Source organism: Paracoccus thiocyanatus, from assembly GCF_900156255.1.
Taxonomy (GTDB): Bacteria; Pseudomonadota; Alphaproteobacteria; order Rhodobacterales; family Rhodobacteraceae; genus Paracoccus; species Paracoccus thiocyanatus.
The window spans coordinates 1-22951 of the sequence record NZ_FTMK01000020.1; the positions used below are offsets into that span (position 1 = coordinate 1).

Consider the following 22951-nt stretch of genomic DNA (forward strand, 5'->3'; position numbering starts at 1 on the left):
GGAGGCTACACCGCATCGGGCCAGCTACCCGTGCTGACCAAGCGGGGTCATTATTGGGCGCCGAAAGGGGGTCAAAGTTGCGTGCCGATTGACAACGCGGATCATCGGCCAGTATGATGACGGCGTGACCTTCGGCCAGCGCAGGGTGCTCTTGGTGTGGAATCGCCTGATTCTGCCGGGCGGCGGTTCCATTGTCCTTGAGCGCCTGCCGGGCGCGGACGCCAGCGGCTACGCCGGCCTTGAGGATGGTGTCGATTATCATTGGTGGGATCTGATGAAGGCCGCAGGGCTGTCCACGCTGCTCGCGGTCGGCACGGAGCTGGCGACGAGCGACGAGAACCGGCTTATCCGCGCCATCCGCGACGGCGCGCAGGATACCGTCAATCAGGCGGGCCAGCAGATCGTCCAGCGCCAGTTGCAGGTTGCCCCGACGCTCACGATCCGGCCGGGCTTCCCGGTCAGGATCATCGTCACCCGCGACCTCGTATTTAAGCCGACAGGAGGTTGACCATGACCAAGTTGAAACTCGGCCCGCTCCCCGACGACAAGCCCGTCAAGATCACCGTGGAACTGCCCGCACCGCTTCACCGCGATCTTGTTGCCTATGCCGAGGTGCTGGCCCGCGAAACGAGCCAGCCCGCCGCCGAAGCTCGATGACATCACGTTGCCTGACCACGTCTTCCGTCATGCTGGCACCCTGCCATGCCTAGGAACGTCGAGGCCGGCGCTGCGGCTACCATAAACGGCCAAACCAGTCATCAAAACGCCGTCCGGAACTCAAGGCCGAAGATGCCGTCCCTCATAAGCCATGGCGGCAAAGATTGCGTCATTGCGCTGATATCGGACATAAGCCCCGAGCGTGGTTCCAAAAGGTCGTCCTCGAAGTCGCTTACATGGCGGGCCACCCCAGACACCTTCATGCCGAACGCACCGGCCGCGAACATGGGCATAAAAAACCTCAAGCTCACCCCGTCACGTTCATTGAGCGGCGAAACAGCACCAGACTGGCCGCGAAGAAGGCGGCGCCGAGACTGATCATCAGCGCAAGCTGCATCCAGACCGCCGCCAATCCGGCACCACGGAAGGCAACCGCCTTAGCGAAGGCGAGGAAGTGGCGCGAAGGCAGCAGCATGGTCAGGCGCCGCACGGCGTCGGGCTGGCTCTCGATGGCGCTGAAGCCGCCTGACAGCATGATGATGGGGATGATGGTCATCACGATCAGGAGCGCAAACTGCGCCATGGAACGCGCCAGCGTGCCAAGCAGCATTCCGATCGCCGCCGCTGCCCACAGATAGACCGCCGCCCCCATGACCAGAAGTGGCATCGACCCCGCCACCGGCACGCCGAGGATGCCCTGCACCACCACCAGCAGCGAGCCGACAAAGGCCACCAATACGATAAGCATAACCGCCAGCACCTTGGACAGTGCCACCTCGACCGGCGAGAGCGGCATCACCATCAGATGCTCGATGGTGCCGTGCTCACGCTCGCGTAGCATTGCGGCGCCGGTCAGAACGATGGTCAGCAACGACAGCTGATTGAGCAGCGATGAAAGCGTCTTGAACCAGACCGGATTGCCGTTTGGGTTGAAGGCGCGGCGCAGTTCAAGATCCAGATCAGGTACGGGCGCGTCGGATCGGCCGGTCAGAAAGACGCGCGATTCGTCAGCTACGATATTGCGAAGGTAATCGCTGCCAAGCTGCGCCTGCGAGACGGCGGTTGCGTCCGCCAGCAACTGCGCCACCGGCGCGCGGCCAGCGATGGCGTCAGAACCGAAATCGGGCGGGAAATTCAGCGTGAACATCACGTCGCCCCGGTCCATCGCCGCCGCCGCCTGATTGGCGGTCATGTAGAGGGGGGGCTGGAACCAGGGCGGCATCAGGGCACTGGCAATCTGGCGGCTGAGTGGCGAGTTATCCTCGTCAACAATGGCAATGGAGGCATTGTGCACGGTGTCGCCCGCGCCACGCGCCTCCATCATCACAGCGAAAAAGAACGACCACAGGATCAGCCCCACCATGACCGGATCGCCGAGAGTGCTCTTGATCTCTTTGCCGATTAGCCAGAAGATGTTGAGGATGGCGCGCATCTTACCGCTCCTGTTTGCGCAGCAACAGGATGGCGATGGCGGTGAACGCTGGTCCGAACAGCGCCAGTCGCCACAGCGCATCGCCCAGGTCGGCAAGGCCCATACCCTTGGTGAAGCTGCCGACACTGACCATCATGTACCATGTGGTCGGCCATAGGTAACCAATGGTCTGTGCCGGCCCTTCAAGCGAAGAGACTGGCACCATCATGCCGGAGAACTGCATCGTTGGCATGACCGACAGAACTGCGGCAGCGAAGGCTGCCGTCACCTGTGTGGCCGCGATCATCGAGATCATCAGTCCCCAGCCGGTCGCCGCCAGCGCATAGACCAGCGTGGCCAGGACCAGCACCATTGGACTGCCTTTCAGCGGCACCCCCAGCACCACCACCACGAGCACAGTCAGAATGGCAAAGTTCATCAGCGTGATACCGACATAGACCAGTTGCTTGCCGATCAGGAACTCGGCCCTCCCGGTCGGCGTGACATAGAAATTGGTGATGGTGCCGATTTCCTTTTCCCGTGCCACGCTGACCGCCATCAGGATCGCCGGAAACAGCAAGAGCAGCATCGGTGGGATGGTCGGGCCGATGGCCGGCAAGCTCTCCATCGCCGAATTGTAGCGAAAGCGCGGCTCCATCTGCACGGCTGGCGTCACCAAGGCCGGGCCTGTCGGCAAGGTCGCTGCTGCCATCTGGTTGGCGCCGGTCACATAGCTTTCCACGGTGCCCGCGCGACTGGTGTCGGTGCCGTCGATGGTGGCGGCAATGCTGGTCCCATGGCCTGCGCGCAGGTCGGCACCGAAATCCGGTGGAATCTCGACCGCCAGTGTCAGCTCGCCGCTGGCAAGGCGCTCGCGCAGCGCGTCCACGTCGTGCAGATCGGCATGGCGGATGAACCAGCCCGAATCCTCGAAGGCTGACAGCCAGGCGCGACTTTCCGGGCTGCGGTCATGGTCCAGCACCGCGAAGGGGATGTTGCGCACGTCCTGCGAGATGCCGAAGGACATGATCAACAGCAGCACCGCCGAGCCGAGGAAGGCAAAGACCAGCCGCACCGGGTCGCGTCGCACCTGCATTGCCTCGCGCGCGGTATAGGCCAGCATCCGGCTGAGGCTGAAGCCGGTGGCATCGACAGGCGGGGCCGGCTCGCTTGCCAGCCCCTCGGCCACCGGCGCCTCGGGCGGGATGGCAGCGGAAATATAGTGGATGAAGGCCTGTTCCAGATCGGCTGTGCCGCTTTGTGCGACGATGCCCTGCGGCGTGTCAGTGATGAGGACACGGCCGGCATGCATCAGCGACATGCGGTCACAACGCAGCGCCTCATCCATGAAATGGGTCGAAATGAAAATCGTCACCCGATCCTTGCGCGACAGCTCCATCAGCAATTGCCAGAAATCATCGCGGGCCTGCGGATCCACGCCCGAGGTCGGCTCGTCCAGGATCAGGATTTCCGGCGAATGGATGACGGCAACCGCCAGCGACAGCCGTTGCCGCAAGCCCAGCGGCAAGCCGCCCGCAGGCTGGTCAAGGTAATCCGTCAGACCGAAGCGGGCGACCAGATCATCAATGCGGGTGCGCGCCAGTTCGCGGGGCAGATGGAACAGTCGCGCGTGCAGGACCAGGTTCTCGTGCACGCTGAGTTCGCCATAAAGCGAAAACGCCTGTGTCATGAAACCGACGCGGGCGCGGGCATCCATGCCCTGCTCGGCGATGGGGCGGCCGAAGATCCAGGCCTCGCCCTCGCTGGGTGGCAAGAGGCCGGTCAGCATCTTCATGGTCGTGGTCTTGCCGCAGCCGTTCGAGCCGAGAAAGCCGAAAATCTCGCCGCGTGGAATGTCGAAGCTGACGTTGTCGACAGCGGTGAAATCGCCGAAACGTCGGGTCAGGCCCCGCGCCTTGATAGCGATGTCTCCATCCGGTGAGGGAGAGGGTGTCGCGGGCGAGATCACCGGCGTATCTGCTGCGCCGTCATCCGGCCCGCCCGTGCGCCGCAGCAGGCTGACATAGGCATCCCCAACCGATACGGTGCCGGTCCGCCCCATCAGCGCCTGTGGCGAGCCTTCTGCCAGAACATGACCGTCGTTCATCGCCACCAGGTGATCGAAAAGCGCCGCTTCCTCCATATAGGCGGTCGAGACCAGCACGCTCATTTGCGGACGGTCCCTGCGAATGGCTTCGATCAGATCCCAGAACTGGCGGCGCGACAGCGGATCGACGCCGGTTGTCGGCTCGTCCAGCAACAGGAAGTCCGGGTCATGGATCAGCGCCGCGCAAAGCCCTGTCTTCTGCTTCATCCCCCCTGAGAGTTTGCCGGCGGGTCGCTCGAGAAAAGGAAACAGCCCGGTCGCCCGCGTCAGGCGCGCGATCCTTGCCGACCGATCGGCCCGGCCGAGGCCGAACAGCTTGCCGAAGAACTCCAGATTCTCGCGCACCGAAAGATCGTGGTAGAGGTTCTTGCCCAAGCCCTGCGGCATGAAGGCCAATCGGTTGCCGACCGCGTTGCGGTGGCGCGCGCTGCCCATGGCGCCACCAAGGCAGGTGATGCCGCCCTCCTGAAGGCGCTTGGCGCCAGCAACGAGCCCCATCAGCGTCGATTTGCCGACCCCGTCGGGGCCGATCAGCCCGACCATCCGCCCGGCGGGCAGGTCAAGCGAGACATCCGCAAGCGCCAGCACCTTGCCATAGCGATGCGTAACACCCTCCAGCCGGGCGACGGGTTCGGGCGTTGTCATGGCGTGTCTGCGCCGGCTGTCGCGGGCAGGTCGATCAACGGTGGCGTCAGGCCGACGGGCCAGCTTGGCAGGTGGCCATCCGGATCGGCCAACCGCACCCAGACCACGCCGCGCACGCCGGTCTTGACCTGATCTGCGCGCGCCTCGACCAGTTCAGGCGGCACCCGCACCCGGATACGAAACATCAGGTTTTCGCGCTCGGTCAGGGTCTCGACCTGTTTGGGGGTGAACTGGGCCTGCGGCGAGACGAACATCACCTGCGCCGGCATCGCGCGATCAGGCATGATGTCGGCCACGATCCGCGCCTCGTCACCGATTACCACCCTTGGTGCGTCAGCAGCGGGCAGGAAAAATTCCATATAGACATCTTCGAGACTGGCCAGCGTCAGGATATTGCCGCCGGCGCCGATGATCTCGCCCGGCTGGGCCAGCCGGTAAAGCACCCGTCCCGCTCCCTCAGCATGCAGCGTGGCATCTGCGATCCTGGCCGCGATCTCGTCGCGGGCTGCGGCCTCGGCATCGACACTGCGTTCCCGTGAACGAAGCGTTGCATGGGCCGCCGCAAGTCCGGCTTCGGCGACACTGACCTCGGTGCGCTTGATGTCCAGATTGGCTTGCGAGGTAATATCGCGGCTGGCCAACCGCTCGGTGCGGGTCGCCTCGCTCTCTGCCAGCGCCAGCCGCGCCTCGGCCTCGTCCACTTGAGCTGAGGCTACCCCGACGGCGGCATGGGCGCTCTCCACGGCTGCCTCGGCGCGGGCCAGTTGTGCGCGCAGTTCTGCCGTATCCATCACCACCAGCACGTCGCCTTTGCTGACCCGGTCTCCCTCGCGCACGCGGATTTCCGCGATGCGCCCCGCCAGTCGCGGCGAAATGTCGATCAGATCGGCCTCGATGCGGCCGTTGCCGCGCGAAAATCCATCCGGTGGCAGGTCGGAGGGTTTCAACAGCACCGTCCAAGCGCCAAAGCCCATCAGCCCGGCCAGCGCAATGGCGAGGATGATCATGGAAACACGGCGGGTCATGATGTGACCTCGTTGCAGTCGTCGGCGTTACCGGTCGGTGGGTTGGCGCTACCCAGGACGCCCGTGCGATAGATTACGAAAACTCGCAACGCATCGGCGCGCATCCGGGTCACGTCGCCATGCAACAAAAGCTGCACGACAAGACCCTGGATCATGCCCAAATAAAGCGTGGCTGCGGCCTCGATATCCAGCTCCCGGCTCAGCGCGCCTTCTGCCACGCCCGCCGACAGGATGCGGTGCAGCCGCGTGGCGTAGTTTTCAAGCAGCACGCGCGCCATCCGCTTCGCCGCCGTATCACTGTTGCGCTGAAGCTGACCGAAGATCATCCGCGGCACACCGGGATGTTCGGCGATGAAGTCGACATGGCCCAGAAACATTGCCTCGAGGGCGGCCATGGGTTCGGCCTGCGCGCCCGCCAGCCGATCGATGCGCGCCAGCAGCCGGTCGGCCACCCACTCCATCGTCCCCAGCCAGAGCGCTTCCTTGTTCGGGAAGTGCTTGAACAGCGCCCCCTGCGTCATGCGCATATGTGCGGCAACCTCGGTGGTGGTGATGGTTTCCGGATTGGCGTGCGCTGCCAGTTCCACGACCGCCTCGACCGCCTCGGCGCGGCGCTGCTCGGCGGGCAGATATTTTGCACGCATGATATGCCCTCGGATAAGCGTGTTTGATGAAAAGTATGTGTTCACTTCCTATGAGTTTGTAGATGACTCGTCAATGGGAAAATCTGGTGAAATAACCATTCGCCATCCAGGATTCGCATGATAAATGAATAGAAGTAATTGATCGCTTGATTCTTGAATGTGGAGATGCGCGATGCCGGCGAGAGTCAAATTCGAGGGTGGGGATCAATCGGAGACCTCACAATGTTACGTCACACCAAATGCCCTCATCCTCATCGCCGCTTTAAGCCTGACGGTTGTGGCACACCCCGCGCAGGCCGAGGTCATGAGTGCCGCCGAGATTGCGGAGCAGATCGTCGATAAGGATCTGGTCGCGCGGCGCATGGGGGCCAGGGTCCATTTGCGCTATGATGTCAGCGGCACAGTCACGATCCGCGCCCCATTCTTTTCCGGAACGGGTAGTTGGGAGCGCGATGGCGATCGGCTGTGCATGACCGTGAGGGGCGGGCCAAATCCCGGAACCTCATGCCATAGCTTTGAGAACCTCGGTGGTGGGCGGTTTCGCAACTCTGACGGCATGGTGTTGCAGTTGAACAACTGAACCCACGTTTCGGACGACAGGAAGAACCAACGGCCAGCAGGATATAAAGTATGATACGCAACTGGATATTCGGCGGTCTCGCCATCGTCTTCGGGTTAGCTACTGTTGCAGAAGGCGGCAGCGTTCTGCTTGGTAGCAGATCTGCAACCGCAGCAACCGGCAATTTTGTACCGCTCGTGCTGTAGGTTAATTTCTTGTCTGGTTTTTTCTATGATCTAGCCGGGACGGGCATAGTTATGGCCCGGCCTAGTGGGTTGTTTCTTGCTCGTGGACTGGCTGTAGTGCTGCTGGTGCTGTTTGGCTATTTCATTTTCTACGTCCTGCTGGGCGGTGCATGGGAGACGCGAACACTGGGCGCAATGATCCTGCGCCTGAGTTTCTGGGCCGCCGTCGCCTTGCTGGTCAAACCGCGGTCGAAAGCTGCTCGAACAGCCTGACCCTGCGGAAATCGACATCGACAACATGCTGGATGGAGCGTCTCAGCCTGCTGATCAAGCTGCACTTCATGAGCGGCGCTCTGTCATTGATTTGCAATCCTCATGGCCTGCATCATGGACCACCTGAGATGCGCATAGGACCGAGTCATACCCCCGGCCGTCGGACTGCCAACATTACAACTCAGGAACCCGGCAACGCGCGTTGCACGACCGCAGCTTGCCATTCCTGGATCGCCTTTTGCAGGCCTTGAGCATAGGCAGTCTGCGCCGCAACCAGTGGTGCCCCCATGGCCAGGACCCCGCTCATGCTGGCTCCAGCCAACTGCATGAAAATATCTGTCGGCAAGCTGAAGGAAGTTTCGGGTTCGCATTGCTGCGAGACTCGGCCGACCTCTGCCCTGGTCTTTGCGATGACATCCTCGTGATAGCGGCATGCGGCCTCAAGCCCGCGATGGCGGAAATCTTGTGACAGGTTCAGAATACGAAGCATCAGCTCTAAATTTGCCTTATTCAGGTTAAGAGGGTGCATATCGATCTCCATTGCAGACTCCTTACGGTGGGATAGGGGCTTTGCCTGTTGCCTGACGCCCGCTTTGATCTGTCGCTTTTCCTGAACCACTGCGATCATCTCTCCAGCACGTAGGTGCCGGGAGCATCCCCCAGCGGCGCAAGGCCAGCTTTTGTGGCCCCCATCGACGGCGGGGCGACCTGCTCCTCGGACGAGCGCGTGGCAAGCCAATCGCCCCAAGCCGGCCACCATGAGCCTTGTTGCACCGGGATTTCCTCGCGCCACTTGTCGGGATCGGTAAAGCGCTGGCCATGTTTGCGCGTCGCGATCTGGAAGCTGCGATTGGCGCGCCCCGGCTCGCTGACTACACCGGCATTGTGGCCGCCGCTGGTCAGGGCAAAGGTGACGTCGGCGCCACCGATCAGTCGATGGACCTTGTAAACGGTTTTCCACGGCGCCACGTGGTCGCGCACCGTGCCTACGGCAAAGACCGGCAGGTGGATGTCGCTCGGGACCGCCGGAATGCCGTCGACCAAATAGCGCCCGTCGGCAAAGTCGTTATCCAGATAGAGCTTGCGCAGATATTCGCTGTGCATCCGCGCCGGCATGCGTGTGGTATCGCTGTTCCAGGCCATCAGGTCAAACAGTTCTCGCCGTTCGCCCAGCAGATACTCCTTCGTTCGTCGTGACCAGATCAAATCCTGTGAATTGAGCAACTGGAACGCGCCCGCCATCTGCCAGCCGTCCAGATAGCCTTTATCGGCCATGATCGATTCAAGAAAAGCAAGCTGGCTTTCGCCGATGAACAGTGACAATTCGCCCGGCTCGCGGAAGTCGATTTCAGCCGCCAAGAGGGACATGCTGCGCAGCCGCTCATCTCCGTCACGCGCCATGGCGGCCGCGGCAATAGCCAGCAGCGTGCCGCCAAGGCAATAGCCGACCGCGTTCACCTGGCGCTCAGGCACGATGGCGCCCACCACATCCAGTGCCGCCATCACCCCAAGTTGGCGATAATCCTCCATCCCCAGATCGCGATCATCCGATCCGGGATTTCGCCACGAGACCATGAAAACGGTATGCCCCTGATCGACCAGCCAACGCACCATCGAATTATGTGGTGACAGGTCGAGGATATAGTATTTCATGATCCACGATGGCACGATCAGCACCGGCGCGGCGTATACCCTGGGGGTGGCGGGCGCATATTGGATTAGTTCGATCAGATGGTTTCGGAAGACGACCTTGCCCGGCGTCACCCCCACATTCTTGCCGACAATGAAATCCTCGCTGCCCGCGGGTGGCGCGTCGGCAAGGATCCGTCCCAGATCCTCCAACCAGTTCATCGAGCCCCGCCACAGATTGGCGCCACCGGTCTCGGCGGTCTTTTGCAGCACCTCGGGGTTGGTCCAGAAAAAATTGACCGGCGACAACATGTCCAACCATTGCCGGGCGGCAAAGGACACCATGTCCTCATGCTGGCCCGAGACGCCCCGCACCCCGGACGTGACGGATTGCCACCATTCCTGTTGCAGCAGGAAGCCCTGATGGATGACGTTGAAGGGCCATTTTTGCCAGGCGTCGCCTTCGAAACGGCGGTCCTGTTCCAAGGGCTCAACGCAGTTGGGACAGTTGGGGTTGGCGGCCGAACGCAAGACATAGTTTAGAAACCGCCGGTGCCCGTCGAAGGCTTCTTCAAGCAATTTTCGCCGCTTGCCCGGCGAGATTGCCAGATGAAGCGCCCAGTCATGCCAGGCGAGTTGCGCGGCGGCGGGCGACAGCCCGCGGGTGGCGCGAGCAAGTGTCATATGCGCCAGCTGATCGAGCGGGTCGGTACCATGTGACTCACTATCGCCTGCTCTTGCGGTGGCGACTGCCTCAGGCGAATCAGTCATGATCGCACTCCACCTTTATAGAAGTAAACTATTACTTGCTTTTTGAAGTAAGGGCAACCACCTCGCAAAGCCGGTCTGTTCAGGTGATCGTAGACATCAGTTTTCCGGGATCCCTCCGGCGATCAGGATGAAGGGACTCGCCGCAGCCGCCCCGGTCCGCTCCATAACAAATGCGCCAGCATCCGATATCGCCTGACCTGGTCGTTGACGCATGCCTGGATAGAGCGCGGCAAGCATTGCATATCGGCTGTGTCCCTGAGCATCCGGAGGTCGGATATCGCCAACATCAATGAGGGCGACGCCAGACGATACGGTGGCAGCGGTAACCCGTGGATCCCCTACATTCAACGCCCCAACCCGCGGTTTTCCGGCGTTCAGCCTTGCCGAGATCTGTAACGCTCGATCGTCGGGGGCGACGAGTACAGTCAAGGGTGGATCCAGTGGTCCTATTACGCTGAGTTGCGCCCGAAATACGTCGACATCAATATCCGGTGCGGCCAGAACGACCTGTAGCCGGCGAAGAATGGGATCATCCCCAGTCAATCGCAACTGGCGAAGTGCCTCCATTACCAACCACCCGCCCATTGAGTGACCCAACACGGTGATCTGGCCGATCCGTCTGTCTCGAGCTAGCGTTGCCAGCAGTCCTGTCAGGTGATCACGCGAGTAGGTTGCGGCCTCACGATCGGCGGCATATCCCATCATGGCCGCATTTGATGGCCAAGAGAACAGAATAGCCGCACCCTCTCCGCCGCTGTCATGGGTAATCTGCGCCAGGCGAAACAGGCCCTCCTGAAAACTGGTGTTGTAGCCATGCACGAAAACCCTCACGTCTGCACGTTCCGGTCCAGATGCAACGTCATCGATGAGGGCCGACAGCGGCATGTCCTGTCTGGCGGCGACGGTCATGGCGACCAGTGGATCCGGATGCCGCCCCGGCCATTCGATGTTGCCGGCCTTGTGCGTGGGCGGGATCGAGATGGAAAAGCGTGCCGCCGAGAAGGTCGTGGCTCGCGCATCACTGAAACCAGATGCAGGATCGTCGGGGGATTCCTGTCGCAACCGGTTGGTTGCTGCATACAGGGTCACGACATCTGCTCCCGGCAGACTTGGACCCGGCACAAGGACACTCTCACCTGGTCGAGATGCGCACCCAGCGCCCAGCCAAGGTGTCACGAGAAGGACCAGCAGGAGGATCCGAACACGCATAATGTATCACGGCACCTTTCGTGAGGTCAAAAATCATATCGACACATAATAGAAGTAATCACTCACTAGTATCAACCCTCCAGGCAACCTCATTCTCAACTCACCAAGGCACCTCAGTCATGTTAGGCAAGCATCCAGCCGGGCCGCGAACGGCCGGCCAAAGGTCGGTCCGATGGTTGCGACTATCGGGCGCTGGCAGCTTCGCTCAGCGTCCGTGAAGCTATCGGCAGAACCACGATCGCCTCAAAGCCGGATGAGCTTCCCGGCCTCGGCGATTGCAAGGTGAGCTTTGACGAAATCCGGTCCGCAATGCCAGCGACGATGGCAAGGCCAAGCCCGCTGCCTTCCGTTTTGGCTGCCCCCCTCTCGAAACGACGGGTCAGCCGGCCAAGCGCCTCGGCGGGCACGACGGGGCCGTCATTGGCGACGCGGAACGTGCCGTCCTCACTGAGGCTGACCTCGATCGGTTTGTCGGATGCGCCGTGCCGCAGGGCGTTCTCAATGAGGTTGCGGCCGATGATGCCAAACGCATCGGGGTCGAGGTCGGACATTACCGGGTGCTCCGGCAGGGCGAGCGCGATCCGGTTCGGTGCTGTCCTCTCGATATCGTCCACGACCAGACGGGCAGTGATGCGAAGATCGGATAGGTGATCGAGCCGTAACCGCCCGCCTTCTGCTCGGGCCAGTTGCAGAAGCCGTTCCGCGATCCGGGCCAGCCGCTTCAGAGAAGCCTCGACCTCGGCGGCCCTGTGGCCGGCACCGGTATCTTTCGTTTCTACCTGTATCCGCTGGGCCTGCGCGATTGCGCCTGCCAGCGGTGTTCGCAATTCATGCGCTGCGTTGGCGGCGAAGGTGCGTTCGGCCTCGAATGTGGATTTGAGTTGCGCCAGAAGCACATTGATCGCCGCCCCCACCGGGGCGGCCTCGACGGGAAGATCGTCGCAGGCGACGGGGGCGAGGTCGCGCGGCGAACGCGCGGCCAGCCGGTCGCGGTAGCGGCGCAACGGGGCCAGACCCGAGCGGACAGTCAATACGATCGCCAACAGTGCGGCAGGGATGAATACCAGCAACGGCAACCCCAGGCCCGCCCAGACATCGCGTGCCGCCGCCGCGCGATGGGCAAGCGGCTCGGCGACCGTGAGGCGGATCGTGCCTTGCAGGGCGTCCTCGCCATACAGGCGATGGGTTGCGGTCGTGCGAAAGCCCGGCCCGTCCCATTCAGGGAAGATGGCGGGATCGGCCTCATGCGATTGCAGAAGAATTCGCCCTTCGTCATCGCGCACGATATAGGTGAGGAATTCGTCGTGGTCGCGCAGGTCGGCAAGGTGTTGTGTCACACCTTCCTCCTCACGTCCGACGATCTCGACAGCGGCCAGCGGCAGCAGGCGCTGCGCCGCCTCCTGTAGCGACGAGTCGAAGATCCTGTCCATCTCGTGCCGCAGCATGACCGCCGTGACGGCGGCGGCCGCGATCCACAGAAGCGTCAGAAGGATACCCAGCGACACCCCCAACCGCATCTGAAGGCTGCGTGGCATCGTCATGGCGAACCTAGCCGGTAGCCCAACCCGCGCTCGGTCTCGATCACCTCGGCGCCCAGCTTCTTGCGCAGCCGGCTGACATGGACCTCGATGGTGTTGCTTTCCACCTCCGTATCGAAGGCATAAAGCTTTTCCTCAAGCTGTGCCTTGGACAGAAGATGCCCCGGGCGGGTGAGGAACGCCTCGAACAGTGCCCATTCACGTGCGGTGAGCTGCACCGGCCGGCCGTCGCGGCGGATGCTGCGCGAGGCAAGGTCGACGGCAAGCGTGCCGTGGACGATGATCGGGTTGGGATTGCCGCTATAGCGCCGCGCGACCGAGCCGATGCGCGCGGAAAGCTCGGCCAGATCGAAGGGCTTCACCAGATAATCGTCGGCGCCGGCGTTCAAGCCTTCGATCCGGTCCGAAATCTGGTCCAGCGCTGTCAGGATGATCACCGGCGTCACGTCGCCGCTGGTGCGCAGCGACCGAAGGAAGGTGATGCCGCGTCCGTCGGGCAGCATGAGGTCCAGCAATACAAGATCATAGCCGGTGCCGGCCATCGCATCGCCGGCCGCGTCCAGGCGCGTGACCCAATCCACCGACTGGCCACCCGCAGCGATCTGGTCCCGCACGGCGGCACCCAGAACGGTATCATCCTCGATCAGCAGGATCCGCATGATCTTCCTACTCATTTGCCTCTGGCCATTATGGCGACCCGGGCTGACGCAAAGCTGATGGCGGGACGCCCCGGGCTTCAGCATCCCGTCAGGTTCGCGGCGCAGAATGTCATCCAGTGGCCGTTATACGGAGTGTGGTCCATGAAGAGATCGCTGACAATTCTGACCTTTCTCGTGGTCCTTCCGTCCGGGGCTGCACTTGCCGGCGACGACTGTGCCGTGCCGCTGGCAGACTGGCAGCCAAGAAGCGCGGTGGTGCGGCTCGCGGAAGAAAACGGATGGGTGGTGCGGCGCATAAAAATCGACGACGGCTGCTACGAGATAAAAGGCACAGACCGGGAAGGACGCCGCATCGAGGTGACGGTCGATCCCGGCACGCTTCAGGTGATCGAGATCGAATACAAGGACGGAGATGATCGGCGCTCCCGTGAGGGCAGAGAGCACAAACATGACTGAGATGATGAAGGGTGACGCCATTCAGGACGTCGCCGATACTACGCGCACGGTGCTGGTCTGGGATCCGTTGGTGCGCAGCTCTCACTGGGGTCTGGTTGCCGCCTTTGCAGTGGCATGGCTTGCGGCGGACGAGGTGCAGCCGCTTCACGAGGCGGCCGGTTACGCGGTGGCGGCGTTGCTTGCCCTCCGCCTGATCTGGGGTTTCGTTGGCAGCCGCCATGCCCGTTTCACGCAATTCGTGCGTGGCCCCGCCGCGACGCTGGCCTATCTCGGGGACATGCTGCACGGGCGCGAGCGACGCCATCTCGGGCACAACCCGGCTGGCGCCGCGATGATCGTGGCACTCATGGTCACGCTTTCCGGCACCGCGCTGAGCGGCTGGCTGCTCGAACAATCGATCGAGGAAGCCCGGGCCGTGACGGTTGCGGGCGAGCACGGAAACCGGGAAGTCAGAGGGGACAAGACCTTGAAGGAGGTGCATGAAATGCTGGCCAACATGGCTTTGGTTCTCGTGGCCTTGCATGTTGGGGGTGTGGCCGTCACCTCATGGCGCCATCGGGAGAACCTGCCCCGTGCCATGGTCACGGGCCGAAAGCGCCCTCCCGGCACAAATGACGTGACCTGATCGTTACGCATTCCCGCTGCTGTTCGGGCCCCGCCTGTTTGGCGGGGCCTGTTTGTTTTGTGTAATCGCTGCGGTTCGTCGCGGCAGGCTGACGAGAAGCTGACGCAGGTTTTCCGCGGCGATCAGGATCACGTCAGCCGCCCCCTCCAGATTGGTTTCATCAGGCAACCAAGGCTGAGGAGCATAGCCATGAAAACCATCCTGACCGCCACCGCATTGGCGCTCGCGATCCCCGCCGGGGCCGCGTTCGCTGGTGAGAAATGCAACGTGCCGACCGAGAACATGCAATCGTGGGACGCTCTCATTCAAGTGACCGACGAGTTCGGTTGGACCATCTCGAAAATGGAACTCGACGACGGCTGCTACGAACTGAACGTCATCGACCAGGGCGGCAACAGCCTGAAGATGACCGTCGATCCCGGAACGCTCGAGGTGATCGACGGCAAGGTCAAACGCTGGAGCGACGGCACCAAGCCCGAGAAGCGCAACTGATGGCCGCAAGGGTCCACCTCATCATTGAGGTGGACCTCTTTCCACACGGGCGTTCGCCTCGGCCATAGCCGGGAAAGTGCCCCCGAGATGATCGTAAAGGACATTCGAACCATGAAAACTCTATTGATCGCCGTAGCCGCTCTCGCGGTATTGCCTGCGGCGGGGGCGATGGCAGGTGACGACTGCCATGTGGGGCACGGGGCCTGGCAACCACGCGAAGCGGTAATGCAGGCGGCAACCGGCCTCGGTTGGCATGTTGAGAAGATCGAGGCGGACGACGGCTGCTGGGAGGTCAAGGGACGCGATGCCCAGGGCCGTCGCATCAAGGCCAAACTGGATCCCGCGACGTTGCAGGTCGTCAAATTGCGCCACAGGGATGGCCAGCAGATCCCCGAGCGGGATCGCGGCAATGCACCCACCGTCGCTCCGTCGGCACCCCCCTCCAATCCGCTGTTCCAGAACGGCACCCCGCCCGTTGTGCGGGTGAACTGATATATCAGGCAGAAGAGAGCAGAGTCGTGAAATCCATCCTTGCAGCACTCGCGCTGACTTCGACCTTGGTGGCGCCCAGCCTTGCCATGGCCCGGCCGGTTACCCTCACCACCACCCTGAACACGTACGGTGGCGATGGTGCCTATCTCGTCCTCTACGTCACGGATGCGCAGGGGGCGTATGCCGGAACCCTGTGGATGGCCGGCGGCAAGTCGAAGTATTACGAACATCTCAGCGACTGGTATCGCGCCACCGGCGGCGACCTGGCGCAGGTCGACGGCATCACCGGCGCCAGTGTCGGCGCAGGCCGGTCACTCGAAATCACCCTCGACCTTGCCGATGCGCTGTTCGATGCGGGCTATACGCTGCATGTCGACGCCGCCGTCGAGGACATGCGCGACAGCCCGAAGGACATCGCCGTGCCGCTGACGACGGCAGGAGCGGGAAAGCCTGCGCCCGGCCGCAGGTATGTCGCCAGCCTCCGCTACGACATGTGAGGCAACGCCATGATCCGCACGCTGCATCGCTGGCCGGGTCTGCTGGCCCTCATTCTCGTCATGGCCCTTGCGTTGAGCGGCGCGGCGCTCTCGGTCTTTCCCGCGGCCGAGCGGCTTTCCACGCCGCAGGCCGAGGCCGGGCTGACCGTCGCCGATCTCGCAGGACGTATCCTGGCTGCCTATCCGGGGGTGGAGCAGATCCGGCGCGCGCCGTCGGGCCGGATCACCGCGTTCTGGTTCGACGACGGCACGCCCGGCGCGGCGGTAATCGACCCGGCGACCGGCAAGGGCATCGCCAGCGCCGATCCCGATCCGGTCAAACGCTGGTTGACCAACCTTCACCGTTCGCTGTTCCTGGGCGATGCCGGTCGTATCGCCATGGCCATTGGCGCCGTGGCGATGCTGATCCTGTCGGTCTCCGGCGCGATGCTGGTCGCGCGGCGCATGGGCGGCTGGCGGCGCTGGTTCGCCCCTTTGCGCGGGCCGGCGTCGAGCCGCATCCATACCGGGATCGCCCGCGTGGCGGTCGCGGGGCTGGTTTTGTCCTCAGCGACTGCACTGTGGATGGCCGCCTCGACCTTCGATCTTCTGCCGGATGGAGCCGCACCGCCGACCTTTCCGACTGAGGTCAGCGGAAGCACTGGGGTCTCGCTTGCTGCGATGGAGCCGCTCTCCGTGATTGCTGTCACGGAGTTGCGCGAGCTGAGCTTTCCCTATCCTGGCGACGCCACGGACGCCTTCACTCTGAAGACGGATCGCGGCACCGGCTATCTCGATCAGGGGACGGGTGAGCTTCTGGCCTGGGCCGAGCTGACGATGTGGGAACAGATATCTGAAACCATCTACATGCTGCATACCGGGCAGGGGGCCGCATCTCTCGGCCTCGTGCTGGGTGTGCTGGCGCTCGGCGTGCCGGCAATGGGGGTGAGTGGTCTTGTGCTCTGGTTCGCGGGGCGGCGGTCAAGACCGCGTCTCCATGGCAATCATCCTGCAAACGGCGCTGCGACCATCTTGCTGGTGGGCTCGGACGGCGGCAGCACCTGGGGTTTCGCTGCGACGCTCCAACATGCGCTGACCACGGCGGGCCAGCATGTTCATGTCGCGCCAATGTCCGGTTTCGAGCCGGCGCGCTATCCGCAGGCCGAACGGTTCGTCATTCTCGCCGCCACCTGGGGCGAGGGACAGGCTCCCGCCACGGCGAAGGGGTTCATTGAACGCCTCGCGGCGCTGGAATCTGTCCCTGAGGCCCCGCTTGCCGTGCTTGGTTTCGGCGATCGCAGCTTTCCCGCGTTCTGCGCGTTCGCCGATGAAGTCGGGAGTCGGGCTGCTGCCAAAGGCTGGGCGCAATTGATGCCCTTCGACACGGTCGATCGCCAGTCGCCGCAGGATTTCGCCCGCTGGGGCCGCGCCCTGGGGGCGGCGCTGGGGATCGAGCTTACGCTCGAACATGTGCCAACCCCGCCCGTGACGGGGCGGCTCACCCTGATCTCGCGCCGTGATTACGGGGCGGAGGTGCAGGCGCCGACCACGATCCTGCGCTTTGCCCTACCCGAGGCGACGTTTTTGCAACGGCTGACAGGTCGGGGGTTTGGCCGGTTTCAGGCCGGTGATCTCCTCGGCGTTCTGCCCGAGGGTGCGGATCTGCCGCGCTTCTACTCGCTGGCCTCCGGACGGCGCGACGGGTTCGTCGAGATCGTGGTGCGCAAGCATCCCGGCGGCCTCTGCTCGGGTCAGCTTCTGGCGCTGAAGCCGGGCCAGGCGATCCGCGCCTTCGTCCGGCACAATCCGGCTTTCCATGCCGCAGCAGGACGCTCGCCGCTGATCCTGATCGGCGCCGGCACTGGCATCGGCCCGCTTGCGGGCTTCATCCGGGGCAACAGCCGCAAGCGGCCCATCCATCTGGCCTTCGGGATGCGCCACCCCGACAGCGATTTCCTGTATCGCGACGATCTGGCCGGCTGGCAGGTCGATGGCCGTCTGGCGCGATTGACCACCGCGAACTCGCGCGGGGCAAAGCCGCGCCATGTCCAGGACGCGCTGCGGGCCGAGAGCGCTGAACTGATCCGGCTGGTACACGAAGGCGCGCGCATCATGGTCTGCGGCGGGCGCGACATGGCCTCGGGCGTGGCCGAGGCGCTGACCGACATCCTCGCGCCGACGGGTCTTACCCCGCTCGCGCTGAAAGCGGAGGGGCGCTATGCCGAAGATATCTACTGACCCGGGCCGCCACGCGCTGAACGGCCCGACCATGGGCACTCGCTGGTCGGCGCGTTTCCACGCCGATGCCGGGCTGGACCCCGCCCCGGTGCAGGCTGCCCTGCAAGCGACCGTGGCGGAGGTTGATGCCGCAATGTCGACATGGCAACCCGACAGCGACCTGATGCGCCTGAACCGGGCGCCCACTGGCGCCTGGGTGGCCGTTCCTGCCGGCTTGGCCGAGGTGCTGAACCTCGGGCTGCGGATCTGTGCGGCATCGGGCGGTGCGTTCGATATCGGCATGGGCGATGCGGTGCGCGCCTGGGGTTTTGGCCCCGAGGAAGCCAGCGCTGAAGCCATCCGCTGGGCCATGGTAACCACGCGCCCGCCCGCGCATGAGGTGCTGGAGATCGACCGCGCGGCCGGGTTGGTCAGGAAACATGCACCCATCACGCTCGACCTGAACGGCATCGCCAAGGGCTACGGCGTCGACAGGTTGGCCGAAATGTTACGGGGCTTCGGCATCACCGGGTTCCTTGTTGGCATCGACGGCGAGATGCGAGCCTCCGGGCTGCGGCCCGACGGCATGCCCTGGACCGTCGCCGTCGAGGCGCCCGATCCCGAACGCCGCGCGCCCCATTCGGTCCTGATGCTGCAAGATGCTGCCGTCGCCACCTCGGGCGATTACCGGCATCATGTCACCGTTCAGGGCCAGCGCCTGTCGCATACGATGGACCCGGCGACGGGCGGCCCGCTGCGGTCGTCGCCGGCCTCGGTCACGGTCGTCACGGGCAGCTGTGCCGAGGCTGATGCCTGGGCAACCGCGCTGATGGTGCTGGGTCCGCAGGCTGGCGGCGAACTCGCCGCACACCTTTCCCTCGATGCGCTGTTTCTGATGCGCGAGGCAGACGGCATCCGGCCCCATGCCGTCGGGGCGCTGTTCGACAGCCCGATGGTATCGGCGGCAGGCCGAGAGGGCCTGGTTCGTGCCTGAGGTCTGTCCATTCGTGCAATAGGTCTTTGCAGGTTTCGTCAATTCTCGTGCGAAAACGGACAGCCTATGTCTATCCCAAGCCCGGCGGCGTCTGTCGATGCCCGCCGCGGCCAGAACCACTTGGCAGATACAGGAGATCACTATGCGGACTGTAAAATCTTTCACCACCGTCGCTGTCGCTCTCGCCCTCGCGCTGGGGTCAGCTGGCATTGCCGCCGCGCAATCCCAGGGACATGACAGCCATGGCGCGGGGGCTATCGAGATCACGCTGAACGATGGCGCCAAATGGCAGGGCGATCAGAACATGATCACCGGCATGACCGCGATTCACGGAACCATGGCCGCGAACCTGGATGCGATCCACAACGGCACCCTGCCTGCCGATGCCGCGAATGGGGTCGCTGCCGATGTCCAGAAGCAGGTTGATTTCATGGTCGAGAACTGTGTGCTGGAACCCGAGGTAGACGAGCAGTTCCATATCGTCCTTGGTGAGGTGATGACCGGCATCTCGGCATTGGAGGCCGGCGAGGTCGAGACTGGCGCGGTGACGATCGTTCAGGCGTTGAACGCCTATGGCGAGCATTTCGAGCATCCGGGCTGGCAGATGATCGACTGACGCCATGGGCGCAGGCATGGGCCGGCGCGGGCGTCACGCCTGCGCCGGCCTTGTCTTGCACGGGCAGCGCCCCTCCAGCAGGTCGGCATCGGCCGTCAGGGCCGTCGCCATGAAGTCCAGAAACAGGCGGATGCGCGCGGTCTGGCGCAGATCCTCGTGAATCAGCAACCACAGGTCCAGCATGAAGTCCTCGGGCAGCGCGGCGGCGCGGATCAGGCTGGGGTCGCAATCAGCGATCACGCAAGGCAAGGCAGCGAGTCCGATCCCCGCCTTCGCACCGGCATGGGCGGCGATGATCGAGTTTGTCCGGTAAACCTGTCGCGCATCCGGCCACCAGCGGGCCAGATTGCGGCTGAGCGGGCCATGCGCAGAGCCGTATCCGATCCAGTCACCCTCGGCAGGATCGCCCAGCGGCCGGTCCGCCGCGGTATAGGCGGCAAAGGCCAACCGCCCGACCCGCCGCCCGATCAGCGTCTCCTGTCCCGGATTGCCGATGCGCAGGGCCACGTCCGCCTCGCGCCGGGTCAGGTCCAGCACCCTATCCGCCACCACCACCTCGATCTCGATCTCGGGCCATTCGGCGCGGAAGGCGGCGACATGGCGGGGCAGCACACCCACCGCCAGCAGGTCGGTCGTGGTGATGCGGATCGTCCCAGTGGGCCGCTGGTCCTGTCCGGTAACCTTCAGCGCCAGCGCGGTGATTTCTTCCTCGATGCGGATGACGGAATCGCGCATCTCCTCGCCAGCCTGGGTCAGAGCATAGCCGCCGGGCAGCCGGTCGAACAGCCGCACCCGCAACCGCGCCTCGAACGCGCCGATGCGGCGAAAGACGGTGGAATGGGTAACGCCAAGGCTGCGCGCCGCTCCTGAAAGCGACCCCGCCCGCGCCACGGCCAAAAACAACCGCAGATCGTCCCAATCCTGCGCCTGTGCATTCATGCAATGATCCCTTGTCGAAATTGCCACTCCTGATCCTGAAAGAACAGCATATCTTGAGGTCACAAGCAATGACCGCCCCACCGGACGGCGACATGAAAGGAACCAGCCATGACCAAGACCATCCTGCGCAGCGACGAATTTTCCTGCCCCTCCTGCGTCACCAAGATCGAAAAGGCGCTGGCGGCAACTCCCGGCGTGACCGCCGCCAAGGTGCATTTCAACACCGGCCGCATCGAGGTCGAGCATGACCCCGCATCCGCCCCGGTCGAGGCCCTTGTCTCGGTGGTGAAATCCACCGGCTACGAGGCCCGCCCCGCCGCATTCTGACCGATCCCTTCCAGTCCGGCCGTGCCTGCCCGCGCGGCCGGGCCTTCACATCATGAGGCCCCGCATGTTGACCCCTATCCTGACAATCCTTCGCCAGCCGGCCAGCCGCAGGAAGTGGCTGACCATCATCAGCGGCAGCCTGATCGTGCTGGGCCTGATCGCCCTTTACGGGTTCGGCCTGCGCGGGCTCTGGGCGGCATCCATGCTGGCGGCGGCCTTTGTCGCCGGCTCTGACATCGCCTGGCGGGCGTTCCACGCGCTGCGCATTCGCCATTTCTCGATTGAACTGCTGGTGACCGTTGCGGCTATCGGCGCGCTGTTCATCGGCGAATATTGGGAATCCGCCGCCGTTACGTTCCTGTTCAGCTTCGGCGCCTGGCTTGAGGCGCGGACGCTCCGCCAGACCCGTGGCGCGCTGGCCGATCTGCTGAAGGCCGCGCCCGAGATCGCCACCGTGATCCGCGACGGCCAGCCGGTCGAGATCGCCGCCAGTGCTGTCCAGCCGAATGAGGTCGTGCTGGTGCGCGCCGGAAACCGCATCCCCGTCGATGGCGAGGTGATCGACGGCAACGCCGCCGTGTCCGAGGCCGCCATCACCGGCGAGCCGATCCCGGCCGAGAAAGCCCCCGGCTCCCACGTCCATGCCGGCACCATCGCGGAAAATGGAGTGCTGCGCATCCGCGCCACCGGCATCGGCGCCGATACCACGCTGGCCCGGATCATCCGCCGCGTCGAAGAGGCGCAGGAGGAACGCGCCCCCAGCCAGCGCATGATCGAGCGTTTCGCGCAATGGTATACGCCCGGCATCATGGTGCTGGCGCTGGGTGCCTGGGCGGTGACGCAGGACATTCGCCTCGCGCTGACGCTGCTGGTCGTGGCCTGCCCCGGCGCGCTGGTGATCTCGACGCCGGTCTCCATCGTCGCCGGTATCGGGCGGGCGGCGCGGTCGGGGATCCTGATCAAGGGCGGGCAGCATCTGGAAAGCGCGGGCCGCATCGACATGCTGGCGCTGGACAAGACCGGGACGCTCACCGAGGGCCGCCCGAGTCTGGTCGAGGTGCTGCCGCTGGCGGGTATGGACCGCGCCGAGTTGCTGCACTGGACCGCCATCGCCGAATCCGGCTCGGATCACCCCTTGGGTCGGCCCGTCGTGGCCGCTGGTCGTGCCGAGGGTGACATTCCCGCGCCGGAAGCGGTCGAGGAAGTGGCCGGCATGGGCCTTGTGGTGAACCACGCGGGCCGGCAGGTCGCGGCCGGCAACCGGCGGCTGTTCGACAGGCTGGGCATCGCGTTCGACCCCGAGGCCGAGACCGCGCTGTCCGGGGTTTTGGGGCGCGGGCGCACGCCGATCATCGTGGCGCTGGACGGGCGCATCGCGGGCATCTTTGGCCTGTCCGACCAGCCCCGCCCCTCGGCCAAGGGCGCAATTGCCCGGCTGCGCGACATCGGGGTCGGGCGCATCGCCATGCTGACCGGCGACCAGCCGCAGGCCGCCCACGCCATCGCTGCGGAAATCGGCATCGACGAGGTTCATGCCGGGCTGCTGCCCGAGGACAAGCTTGACCTGATCCGCCGCTTTCAGGCCGAGGGCCGCCATGTCGCCATGATCGGCGACGGCATTAACGACGCCCCAGCGCTGGCTGCCGCTGATACCTCGATCGCCATGGGGGCCGCGGGCTCGGACGTGGCGATCGAGACCGCCGACATTGCGCTGATGGCCGACGATCTGGAGAAACTGCCCGAGGCGATGGCGATTTCCCGCGCGACGCTGAGCAATATGCGCCAGAACCTCGTCATTGCGCTGCTGACCGTGGCCGGGCTGCTGTTTGGCGTGTTCAGCGGCGATGTGCATATGGCCGAGGGCATGCTGATCCACCAGCTTTCGGTGCTGGTGGTGATCGCCAACGCCATGCGCCTGCTGCGCGTCCCGCGCGGTCCCGGCGGACGCCGGCCTGCGCAGGCAGCGGTGCCCGCGACCGCCTAGGCGCTTGTGCCTCATCGACAA

Annotated in this window: 22 protein-coding genes and 2 pseudogenes; 14 read left to right on the forward strand and 10 right to left on the reverse strand. The window is 64.1% G+C overall.

Annotated elements, in window-relative coordinates; genetic code table 11:
* Positions 1-94: 94 nt before the first annotated feature.
* A pseudogene (locus F3H32_RS13445) lies at positions 95-508 on the forward strand (TrbI/VirB10 family protein); the annotation flags it as partial.
* 2 nt (positions 509-510) lie between these two features.
* Positions 511-648, forward strand: a pseudogene (locus tag F3H32_RS13450) (DUF2274 domain-containing protein); the annotation flags it as partial.
* A gap of 316 nt (positions 649-964) precedes the next feature.
* Here the strand turns inward: F3H32_RS13450 and F3H32_RS13455 are convergent.
* Genes F3H32_RS13455 through F3H32_RS13470 form a run of 4 tightly spaced genes read right to left on the reverse strand, consistent with a single transcriptional unit; the run spans position 965 to position 6489 of the window.
* Positions 965-2089, reverse strand: coding sequence for an ABC transporter permease (locus tag F3H32_RS13455; RefSeq protein WP_094463107.1), 1125 nt, complete (start codon positions 2087-2089; stop codon positions 965-967).
* A gap of 1 nt (position 2090) precedes the next feature.
* A complete protein-coding gene (rbbA, locus tag F3H32_RS13460; RefSeq protein ID WP_149766308.1) occupies positions 2091-4820 on the reverse strand; it encodes a ribosome-associated ATPase/putative transporter RbbA in 2730 nt (909 codons plus the stop codon).
* Positions 4817-5845, reverse strand: coding sequence for an HlyD family secretion protein (locus F3H32_RS13465; protein ID WP_094463105.1), 1029 nt, complete (start codon positions 5843-5845; stop codon positions 4817-4819). Before F3H32_RS13465 ends, rbbA begins: the two co-directional genes overlap by 4 nt.
* Positions 5842-6489, reverse strand: a complete 648-nt coding sequence (locus tag F3H32_RS13470) for a TetR/AcrR family transcriptional regulator (RefSeq protein ID WP_149766309.1) — start codon at positions 6487-6489, stop codon at positions 5842-5844. The genes F3H32_RS13465 and F3H32_RS13470 overlap by 4 nt, the downstream gene beginning before the upstream one ends.
* Positions 6490-6661: 172 nt before the next feature.
* On the opposite strand from F3H32_RS13470, the gene F3H32_RS13475 reads away from it, so the two are divergent.
* Positions 6662-7069: a hypothetical protein gene (locus tag F3H32_RS13475; RefSeq protein WP_149766310.1), complete on the forward strand. Its 408-nt coding sequence runs from the start codon at positions 6662-6664 to the stop codon at positions 7067-7069.
* A gap of 281 nt (positions 7070-7350) precedes the next feature.
* Positions 7351-7506, forward strand: coding sequence for a hypothetical protein (locus F3H32_RS17745; protein ID WP_181820410.1), 156 nt, complete (start codon positions 7351-7353; stop codon positions 7504-7506).
* Between the two features lie 181 nt (positions 7507-7687).
* On the opposite strand, the gene F3H32_RS13480 is transcribed toward F3H32_RS17745, so the two are convergent.
* The 5 genes from F3H32_RS13480 to F3H32_RS13500 form a co-directional block, all read right to left on the reverse strand.
* Positions 7688-8047 (reverse strand): hypothetical protein, encoded by a 360-nt coding sequence (locus F3H32_RS13480; RefSeq protein ID WP_149766311.1) that lies wholly within the window; start codon positions 8045-8047, stop codon positions 7688-7690.
* An 83-nt stretch (positions 8048-8130) separates the two neighbouring features.
* Positions 8131-9906 (reverse strand): PHA/PHB synthase family protein, encoded by a 1776-nt coding sequence (locus F3H32_RS13485; protein ID WP_149766312.1) that lies wholly within the window; start codon positions 9904-9906, stop codon positions 8131-8133.
* A gap of 96 nt (positions 9907-10002) precedes the next feature.
* Positions 10003-10995, reverse strand: a complete 993-nt coding sequence (locus F3H32_RS13490; protein WP_223191454.1) for an alpha/beta hydrolase — start codon at positions 10993-10995, stop codon at positions 10003-10005.
* A 302-nt stretch (positions 10996-11297) separates the two neighbouring features.
* Positions 11298-12656: an ATP-binding protein gene (locus F3H32_RS13495; RefSeq protein WP_149766314.1), complete on the reverse strand. Its 1359-nt coding sequence runs from the start codon at positions 12654-12656 to the stop codon at positions 11298-11300.
* Entirely contained in the window at positions 12653-13312 is a 660-nt protein-coding gene (locus F3H32_RS13500) for a response regulator transcription factor (RefSeq protein WP_149766342.1), read from the reverse strand. Before F3H32_RS13500 ends, F3H32_RS13495 begins: the two co-directional genes overlap by 4 nt.
* Positions 13313-13453: 141 nt before the next feature.
* Here F3H32_RS13500 and F3H32_RS13505 point away from each other — a divergent pair, with 141 nt between their 5' ends.
* From F3H32_RS13505 to F3H32_RS13540, 8 genes are all read left to right on the forward strand, one after another.
* The gene (locus F3H32_RS13505; protein WP_036760167.1) at positions 13454-13768 is read left to right on the forward strand and encodes a PepSY domain-containing protein; all 315 of its coding nucleotides are present in this window, start codon (positions 13454-13456) and stop codon (positions 13766-13768) included.
* Entirely contained in the window at positions 13761-14393 is a 633-nt protein-coding gene (locus F3H32_RS13510; RefSeq protein ID WP_036760146.1) for a cytochrome b/b6 domain-containing protein, read from the forward strand. The genes F3H32_RS13505 and F3H32_RS13510 overlap by 8 nt, the downstream gene beginning before the upstream one ends.
* A 189-nt stretch (positions 14394-14582) precedes the next feature.
* The gene (locus tag F3H32_RS13515) at positions 14583-14885 is read left to right on the forward strand and encodes a PepSY domain-containing protein (RefSeq protein WP_036760147.1); all 303 of its coding nucleotides are present in this window, start codon (positions 14583-14585) and stop codon (positions 14883-14885) included.
* A 111-nt stretch (positions 14886-14996) separates the two neighbouring features.
* Complete coding sequence (locus tag F3H32_RS13520; protein ID WP_036760168.1) at positions 14997-15377, forward strand: PepSY domain-containing protein; 381 nt, start codon at positions 14997-14999, stop codon at positions 15375-15377.
* 26 nt (positions 15378-15403) lie between these two features.
* Positions 15404-15874 (forward strand): DUF2271 domain-containing protein, encoded by a 471-nt coding sequence (locus F3H32_RS13525; RefSeq protein ID WP_036760148.1) that lies wholly within the window; start codon positions 15404-15406, stop codon positions 15872-15874.
* 9 nt (positions 15875-15883) lie between these two features.
* The gene (locus F3H32_RS13530; protein ID WP_149766315.1) at positions 15884-18091 is read left to right on the forward strand and encodes a PepSY domain-containing protein; all 2208 of its coding nucleotides are present in this window, start codon (positions 15884-15886) and stop codon (positions 18089-18091) included.
* Positions 18072-19064, forward strand: a complete 993-nt coding sequence (locus tag F3H32_RS13535; protein ID WP_036760150.1) for an FAD:protein FMN transferase — start codon at positions 18072-18074, stop codon at positions 19062-19064. Before F3H32_RS13530 ends, F3H32_RS13535 begins: the two co-directional genes overlap by 20 nt.
* Before the next feature lie 142 nt (positions 19065-19206).
* Positions 19207-19680 carry a hypothetical protein gene (locus F3H32_RS13540; RefSeq protein ID WP_149766316.1) on the forward strand — a complete coding sequence of 158 codons (474 nt, stop codon included), beginning with the start codon at positions 19207-19209 and terminating at the stop codon, positions 19678-19680.
* A 33-nt stretch (positions 19681-19713) separates the two neighbouring features.
* Here F3H32_RS13540 and F3H32_RS13545 read toward each other — a convergent pair whose 3' ends face one another.
* Entirely contained in the window at positions 19714-20619 is a 906-nt protein-coding gene (locus F3H32_RS13545; RefSeq protein ID WP_036760152.1) for a LysR family transcriptional regulator, read from the reverse strand.
* 108 nt (positions 20620-20727) lie between these two features.
* Between F3H32_RS13545 and F3H32_RS13550 the strand changes: the two genes are divergently transcribed.
* Entirely contained in the window at positions 20728-20946 is a 219-nt protein-coding gene (locus tag F3H32_RS13550) for a heavy-metal-associated domain-containing protein (RefSeq protein ID WP_028714023.1), read from the forward strand.
* A 64-nt stretch (positions 20947-21010) separates the two neighbouring features.
* Positions 21011-22930, forward strand: coding sequence for a heavy metal translocating P-type ATPase (locus tag F3H32_RS13555; protein WP_036760153.1), 1920 nt, complete (start codon positions 21011-21013; stop codon positions 22928-22930).
* Positions 22931-22951: the final 21 nt, after the last annotated feature.